Genomic DNA, 6,586 nt, shown 5'->3' with positions numbered 1-6,586 from the left:
CGGCGTTGACCGGCGGTGCGCGGGTCCTTCGTGCCGTCGATAGAAAGCTTGGGCGCGGCCAGCGCGTCTAGGACGGTCAGCAGTCGTTCGGCCAGCTCGGCGGTTGCCTCACCGGTGATGCTGGCGGACCCGTCCGGGCGTTGCCGGACGGTCAGGTCGCGGTGCCGGTCGCGGTAGGCGACGTCGGTCAGGGTGCCGTCCTGATCCAGCAGCGTCGTCACCCGCAGCGCGAGCGTGCCGAGTTGGTGCGGATCGAACTGCTCGGCGTACTCGACCAGCTCGGCCTCGACGCGGGCGCCGTGCTCGACCTGCAGCACGTCGGGCAGCCGCTCCACCGCCGCCACGATCACCGCCGCGTGCCGGGGTGAGATCGTGCCCGCCGCCTGCGCCGCCGCCACCACCGGGAACGGCGCCGGCACCACCTCACCGGTCAACGTGGTCATCGGCGCGGCCGCAGCCGCCGCCCGCACCCGCGCCACCGCCTCGCGCGGATGGACTCGCAGCAGGCCGCGCACGAACGCGGCGATGTTCTTCGCGCCGTAGGTGAACGGCAACCCCCGCCGCTCCGCCTCCGCCACGAACCGGTGCTCCATGGCGGCGAGCCGGTTACGCGTGCGCTCCAGCTCGCGCCACGACTCCACCAGGACATCGTCGTCGCAGCGCGCCAGATCGACCGGCACCAGGTCCTCGACAACGCTGCTCACGTGTTCGATTATAGCCTGGCGGGGCGTGTCGGACAAGGTTTCCGACAGTGAAAATCAGAGCTTCCCGGCGGCCTTCAGGTCGAGGTACGTGTCGGCGACGCGGGAGGCGAAGACGTCGGCGGGGGCGTCGACAACGTGGACGCCGATCGCCCGCAGCTCGGCGACGACCCGCAACCGGGCGGCGTCGGTGGTGGCGGCCGCCGCAGCGCCGTAGACCGCGGCCGCGTCGTCGCGGCCGGCGGCGAGCGCGGCCAGCGCAGGATCGGCGGGGGAGGCGACCACGACCTCGTGCCGGACGGCCAGCAACCGGGCGGCGGGGACGAGGCCGGTGTCGGTGGCCGTGTCGAGCGAGCCGAACAGCACGACCAGGGAGCGCTTCGAGACCTGCCGCAGCACCTCGGCGGCGAGCAGCTGCGGGTCGGTCTCGACCAGCGACGCCTCCAGCGGGGCGAGGACGCCGACGAGCCGCGGCAGCAGGTCGCGTCCGCCGGCGAGCCCGAGCCGTGCGCGCACCGCGACGTCGGCGGCGACCAGCGCGACCCGGTCGCCCGCCCGAGCGCAGAGCGCTCCGAGCAGCAGCGACGCGTCGAGGGCGGCGTCGAGTCGGGGCTCGTCGCCGAGCCGCGCGGCCGCGGCCCGGCCGGTGTCGATCGCGAGGACGACGTGACGATCCCGCTCCGGGCGCCACGTCCGCACCACGAGGTCGCGGGAACGGGCGGTGGCCCGCCAGTCGATCGAGCGGACGTCGTCGCCGACGACGTAACCGCGCAGCGCGTCGAACTCGCTGCCCTGCCCGCGCTGGCGCACGAGCACGGCGCCGTCGAGCTGCCGCAGCCGGGACAGCTTCTCGGGCAGGAAGCGCCGCGACGCGAACGCCGGCAGCACCTGCAGCGTGCCGGGCACGGCGAGCCGGCGCTGCCGCGCCGCCAGCCCCAGTGGACCCCGCGAACGGACCGTCACCGCCGCCGCCCGCCGCTCGCCGCGCCGCACCGGGGTGAGGCCGGTGGTGATCCGACGCCGTTCGCCCGACGGCACCACCAGGCGTTGCGACCGCGGCGACGGCCGGGCCGAGGGCACCCACGCATCGCGCACCAGGGCCCGGACCGTCCGGCGCCCGGCGTTGGTGACGACGAGGACGCTCGTGGCCCGCTCGCCGAGCCGCACCGGCGCGCTCGGCTCCCGCCGCAGCCGCAAGCCGGCGATCCGGCCGGCGAGCGCGAGGTCCACCACGGCGACGACGACGAGTGCGCCGGCGTATGCGGCCAGCGCCGTCGCCGACACCGCCGCGAGGACTACACCCAGCGCGGCCAGCGCCACGAACCGGCCGGTGATCACCATCGCCGCATCACCATCGCCGCATCACCCCTCAGCGCGGCGCGGGGACGGTCGCGAGCACCGTCTCGAGCACACCGTCGACCGTGACGCCCTCGATCTCGGCCTCCGGACGCAGCTGCAGTCGGTGCCGGAACGTCGGACGCACCAGCGACTGCACGTCGTCGGGCGTCACGTAGTCGCGACCGGCGAGCCACGCCCACGCCCGCGAAGTGGCGAGCAGAGCGGTCGCGCCGCGCGGCGACGCCCCCAACGTCACGGCCGGTGCCTCGCGCGTCGCGCGGGCGAGCTCGACGAGGTACTGCAGGACGGCGGGGTCGACGTGGGTGCGACGGATCGCGGCGGCCGCGGCGGCGAGGTCGGCGGCGGACGCCACCGGCCGCACGCCGGCACCGGCGAGGTCGCGCGGGTCGAAGCCCGCCGCGTGCGCGGCCACCACGCGGTTCTCCGTCTCCCGGTCCGGCAGCGGCATCATCACCTTGACCAGGAAGCGGTCGAGCTGTGCCTCGGGCAGCGGGTAGGTGCCCTCGTACTCGACGGGGTTCTGGGTCGCGATCACGCAGAACGGGTCGGGCAGCGGGCGCGGCGTGCCCTCCACCGTCACCTGCCGCTCCTCCATCGCCTCCAGCAGCGCGGACTGCGTCTTCGGCGGCGTCCGGTTGATCTCGTCGGCGAGCAGCAGGTTCGTGAAGACCGGCCCCTCGCGGAACGCGAAGCGGCTCGTCGCGGCGTCGTAGACGAGCGAGCCGGTGACGTCGCCGGGCATGAGGTCCGCGGTGAACTGGATGCGCGTGGTGGTGAGGTCGAGGGCCGCGGCGAGCGCGCGGACCAGTAGGGTCTTCGCCGTCCCGGGCACCCCTTCGATGAGGACGTGGCCGCGGCACAGCAACCCGATGAGCACGCCGGTGACCGCGGCGTCCTGCCCGACCACCGCCTTGCCGACCTCGCCGCGCAGCCGGACGAGGGCCGCGTGCGCGGCGTCGGGGTCTGCTGCCGGTGCCTGCTGCTGCTCGGTCATCGGTTCCCTTCCGTGAGTGCGCCGCCGACGGCGGCCTCCAGCTCGTCGAGTCCGGTCGCGAGGCGGACGAGGGCGGCGTCGTCGGCGGGGACGGGGCCGGCGAGCAGCGCGTGCACCTCGGCCGGGGTACGGCGGGTGAGCGGTGCGAGCGCCGCGACGAGGGCGACCGGGTCGCCGGGGGCCGCGCCGGAGCGCACCGATCCGGCGTCGTGGTGCCCGAGCCGGGCGGCGAGGCGGCGGACCGCGGCGGCACGCAACGCGGTGGCGGCCCGGTCGCGGGCACCGGCACGGTCGTACAGCCGGCCGTGGCCCTCGACGAGCTCGACCGAGCGGACGACCACGGGCAGCGGCTCGACGACGACGCCGCCGAGCCGGCGGGCGCGCCACAGCGCAAGGAGCACGCCGACGCCGACGAGCCACCAGAACACCCGGTAGGCGCCGCCGGGGAACAGGTCCCACACCGAGGCCGGGCCGGCGCCGTCGGCGTCGCCGCCGGGCAGCAGCCAGACGACCCGGTGCAGCGACCGGTCGGCGGTGGCGAGATCGACGGCGAGCGCGGCCGCGCCCTCGTCGGCGAGGTGCTCGTTGTGCAGCAGCGCCGCGCTCCCCAGCACCGCGACCGACCGCGTCGCCGTCCCCGTCAGCAGCACCGCGCCGTCGTAGCAGGAGACGCCGGCGCCACCGCGGACGGTCAGCGTGTCCCCGGGCCAGTCCACCGGCCCGGCGGCCAGCGGCCCGGGCGCACGGCACCCCGGCGAATCCGACGGCCCCGACGTCGACGAGGTGCGCAGCCCGGGCGCCACCGCGGCGAGCGCACGGTCGTCCGGGCGGACCAGGACGAGGCGCCGCGTCGCGCGGGCCAGCCTCGTGAGCTGGTGGGCGGAGTACGCGGCGGGATCGGCGACGAGGACGGCGGCGCCGTTCCCGTCCCGACCGCGGGCCGCGGCGAGCGCGGTGGCGAGCGCGGTGGTACGCGTGACGGACGTGTCGTAGCCGGCCAACAGCCGGGCCAGCGCCCGGCCGCCGGCCGGGGCAGGGGAGTCCGGGTCGAGCGGTCGGGACGGCGACGTCGTGACGGTGCCGACCGCGACCGCCCCGACGAGCAGCGCCAGGACGAGCGCCGGCCAGAACCGGAGACGTCGCCAGGCGGGCCGGACGAGCGCGTCCGCGGAGACCTCCGGCGCCGTGCCCGCGACCGTCACCGGTGCCGTCACCACGGCGCCGCGAACCCGGCCGGGACGTCGTGCGTCACGATGCGGGCCGAGCCGACGGCGTCGGCCGCTCCCCGCGCTCGCGAGACGTCGTCGTCGGTGGCCGGCCGGCCGCCGAACCACACCTGTTCGAACGCGGTCATCGCGGCCGTGAGCGCGGCGGCGGCGACCGGCAGCGCCGGCCCTGCCTCGCGGGCGGTCGCGGCACCGGTGCGCCCGGGCCGGGGCGGGAGCACCCCGCGCTCCTCGATCGTGGCGACCGCGGCGCGCAGCCACTCGCGCAGGGCGTCCGCGCGACGCCCCTCGCGCTCGCACTGCAGCGCCGCCCGACGGTGGTCGCGGCTGTCGGCGGCGGCGAGCAGGTCGATGGCATCGGGCGGATCGCCGCGGCGCGCGCGACGCCGGGCGGGCACCCCGGCTCGGATCACGAGGACGAGCGCCACCGCGGCGACGAGGGCGAGCAGCAGCAGGATCGCGTGGTTGCCGGTGCCGCCGCCGAACAGCGCGCCGAGGCGCTCGCCGAGCCAGTGCAGCGCGCGCTGCACGAGGCCGCGGTCGTCGCGGTGGTACTCCGGGCGTTCGAGCTCGCGGCGCGCGGCGTCGCGGGCGGCGTCGCCCCCGACCGGCAGCCCGCTCATGCGGGCGGCCGCGAACGCTCTCACCACGCCGCCGCCGGCCGCGGGACCGCGTCGCGCCGCCCGTCGTCGGACTCGAGCGCGATGACGATGTCGAGCCCCTCGCGCCGCATGCGGGCGTCGAGGTAGAGCAGCGTGTCGACCGCGGCCGCGACCGGCCCCAGCAGCAGCTGCGAGACGACGCCCCCGAGCGCTGCGACCGTCACGTAGGCACCGACGTTGCCGATGCCGCCGTCGGCGTCGAACGGGTTGGCGTCACCGACCACGGCGGCGAGCGCGGTGAACGGGAGCGTCAGGAAGGCGCCGAGCACGGTCGTCACCACCCACCGCAACGCGCGGACCCCCCAGACGCGCCAGAAGCCGCCGCGAACGAGGTCGAAGGAGCGGCCGAGCGCGCGCAGGGGACCGCGCCGCTCGATGACGAGGGCCGGCGCCCCGAGCGCCCAGACGCCCCAGAGCCAGACACCGCCGACGGCGAGCGCGACCGTGCCCACCTCGAGCACCACCGCGACCACGAGCACGAGCCCCGCGAGCGGCAGCGCCGACCGGCCGACGCGGCGCATCGCCTCGTGCGCGCCGATCCGGCGACCCAGCACGTGCTCGGTGTAGAGCGGTGCCAGCAGGCCGGTGAGCGCCGTCCCGAACACCGAGGCGAGGAACAGCTGCGCGAGCAGGGCGGGGAGGGTCAGCGCGGTGTCGGTGGTGCCCGTCCCGCTCGTCGATCCGTCGGTGGCGGCGTAGGTGATCAGCGCGACCAACGCCGTGCGGACGACGGCGAAGGGCAGCGAGATCGCGAACGTCGCCCGCGGTGTGTGCCGGACGACGCGCACCGCCGAGTCGAGCAGCTCGGCCACGCCCCACGGCCGCAGCGGCACCGCCGGGCCGTCGGCCGCCGTCGCGGCGCTGACCATGTCGTCCCTCCCTGATCGGCCCTCATCATGCCTGGTGCGCCGCCGCCTCCCGGTCACCCTCAGCACGGGATGGAACTATGAGCGGGTGAAACCTCGTGTACTGGTCGTCGACGACGACTCGGCACTCGCCGAGATGCTCGGCATCGTCCTGCGCACCGACGGCTTCGACCCCGCCTTCGTCGCCGACGGCTCGCTCGCGCTCAAGGCGTTCCGCGAGACCCGTCCCGACATCGTGCTGCTGGATCTCATGCTGCCGGGCATGTCGGGCATCGACGTCTGCCGCGCGATCCGGGCCGAGAGCGGCACGCCGATCATCATGCTCACCGCCAAGACCGACACCGTCGACGTCGTGCTGGGCCTGGAGTCCGGCGCCGACGACTACGTCCTGAAGCCGTTCAAGCCCAAGGAGCTCGTCGCCCGGATGCGCGCCCGGTTGCGTCACCACGACGAGCTCGTCGGCGAGACGCTCGCCATCGGGCCGCCCGACTCGCCGGTCGAGATCGACGTCCAGGCGCACCAGGTGAGCCGCGACGGCGTCGCCATGGCCCTGACGCCGCTCGAGTTCGACCTGCTCGTCGCGTTGGCCCGCAAGCCGCGGCAGGTCTTCACCCGCGAGGTCCTGCTGGAGCAGGTGTGGGGTTACCGGCACGCCGCCGACACCCGGTTGGTCAACGTGCACGTCCAACGACTGCGCGCCAAGGTCGAGCGCGACCCCGAGCGGCCGGAGGTCGTGCTGACCGTGCGGGGCGTCGGCTACAAGGCAGGGCCGCCGTAG

Annotated in this window: 7 protein-coding genes; 1 reads left to right on the top strand and 6 read right to left on the bottom strand. The window is 76.0% G+C overall.

The features are described 5' to 3' along the window. The 6 genes from BUE29_RS05230 to BUE29_RS22355 form a co-directional block, all read right to left on the bottom strand. Window positions 1-704 (bottom strand): DUF222 domain-containing protein (locus BUE29_RS05230; protein WP_143167986.1); only part of this gene is annotated, 704 nt, incomplete at its 3' end. A gap of 54 nt (window positions 705-758) precedes the next feature. Next, complete coding sequence (locus tag BUE29_RS05225) at window positions 759-2,042, bottom strand: DUF58 domain-containing protein (protein ID WP_073386617.1); 1,284 nt, start codon at window positions 2,040-2,042, stop codon at window positions 759-761. A gap of 28 nt (window positions 2,043-2,070) precedes the next feature. After that, entirely contained in the window at window positions 2,071-3,054 is a 984-nt protein-coding gene (locus tag BUE29_RS05220) for an AAA family ATPase (protein ID WP_073386615.1), read from the bottom strand. After that, the gene (locus BUE29_RS05215) at window positions 3,051-4,268 is read right to left on the bottom strand and encodes a DUF4350 domain-containing protein (protein ID WP_143167985.1); all 1,218 of its coding nucleotides are present in this window, start codon (window positions 4,266-4,268) and stop codon (window positions 3,051-3,053) included. The genes BUE29_RS05220 and BUE29_RS05215 overlap by 4 nt, the downstream gene beginning before the upstream one ends. Then, on the bottom strand, window positions 4,265-4,927 hold the full coding sequence (locus BUE29_RS05210; protein ID WP_143167984.1) for a DUF4129 domain-containing protein: 663 nt from the start codon (window positions 4,925-4,927) through the stop codon (window positions 4,265-4,267). The genes BUE29_RS05215 and BUE29_RS05210 overlap by 4 nt, the downstream gene beginning before the upstream one ends. After that, window positions 4,924-5,811, bottom strand: a complete 888-nt coding sequence (locus tag BUE29_RS22355; protein WP_073386613.1) for a hypothetical protein — start codon at window positions 5,809-5,811, stop codon at window positions 4,924-4,926. The genes BUE29_RS05210 and BUE29_RS22355 overlap by 4 nt, the downstream gene beginning before the upstream one ends. Before the next feature lie 85 nt (window positions 5,812-5,896). Here BUE29_RS22355 and mtrA point away from each other — a divergent pair, with 85 nt between their 5' ends. Next, window positions 5,897-6,586: an MtrAB system response regulator MtrA gene (gene mtrA / locus BUE29_RS05200; protein WP_073386611.1), complete on the top strand. Its 690-nt coding sequence runs from the start codon at window positions 5,897-5,899 to the stop codon at window positions 6,584-6,586.

Origin of the sequence: Jatrophihabitans endophyticus, from assembly GCF_900129455.1 — a bacterium.
Taxonomy (GTDB): Bacteria; Actinomycetota; Actinomycetes; order Mycobacteriales; family Jatrophihabitantaceae; genus Jatrophihabitans; species Jatrophihabitans endophyticus.
This window is presented reverse-complemented; position numbering and strand designations above follow the sequence as displayed.

What these genes read in the sequence shown, in the direction of transcription:
- BUE29_RS05225 (WP_073386617.1), bottom strand. Translation starts at nt 2,042, where the DNA reads ATGGTGATCACCGGCCGGTTCGTGGCGCTGGCCGCGCTGGGTGTAGTC.
- BUE29_RS05220 (WP_073386615.1), bottom strand. Translation starts at nt 3,054, where the DNA reads ATGACCGAGCAGCAGCAGGCACCGGCAGCAGACCCCGACGCCGCGCAC.
- BUE29_RS22355 (WP_073386613.1), bottom strand. Translation starts at nt 5,811, where the DNA reads ATGGTCAGCGCCGCGACGGCGGCCGACGGCCCGGCGGTGCCGCTGCGG.